The sequence below is a fragment of the Salifodinibacter halophilus genome (assembly GCA_012999515.1).
In the GTDB taxonomy this organism is placed as follows: Bacteria; Pseudomonadota; Gammaproteobacteria; order Nevskiales; family Salinisphaeraceae; genus Salifodinibacter; species Salifodinibacter halophilus.
On sequence record JABEEB010000742.1, the window covers coordinates 1 to 236 of the forward strand.

Annotated in this window: 1 protein-coding gene; it reads left to right on the forward strand. The window is 69.5% G+C overall.

Annotated elements, in window-relative coordinates; translation table 11 throughout:
• Positions 1–218 (forward strand): hypothetical protein (locus HKX41_13540; protein ID NNC25156.1); only part of this gene is annotated, 218 nt, incomplete at its 5' end.
• Positions 219–236 lie beyond the last annotated feature (18 nt).

The following is a 236-nucleotide window of genomic DNA, read 5'->3' on the forward strand; positions in this document are numbered from 1 at the left end:
ATTTCCCTTGTTTTCCAGGCTTCCTGTCCGAAGCCGGCGATGCCGCGATGCGCGCATCGGCCGAGTTCGGGCGCGTTGCCGTGGCTTCGCGCCGGCGGATGCATGCGTCGGCGCGGCGATCCTTCGCCATCGATCCGGCCGCCGACGCGCACGCGCGCTGGCGCGACGGGCGAACGCGGACGGCATCCGGACCGGCGCGCGTCGGTCCTTCGATCTAGATAGCAACCATCGCTGAA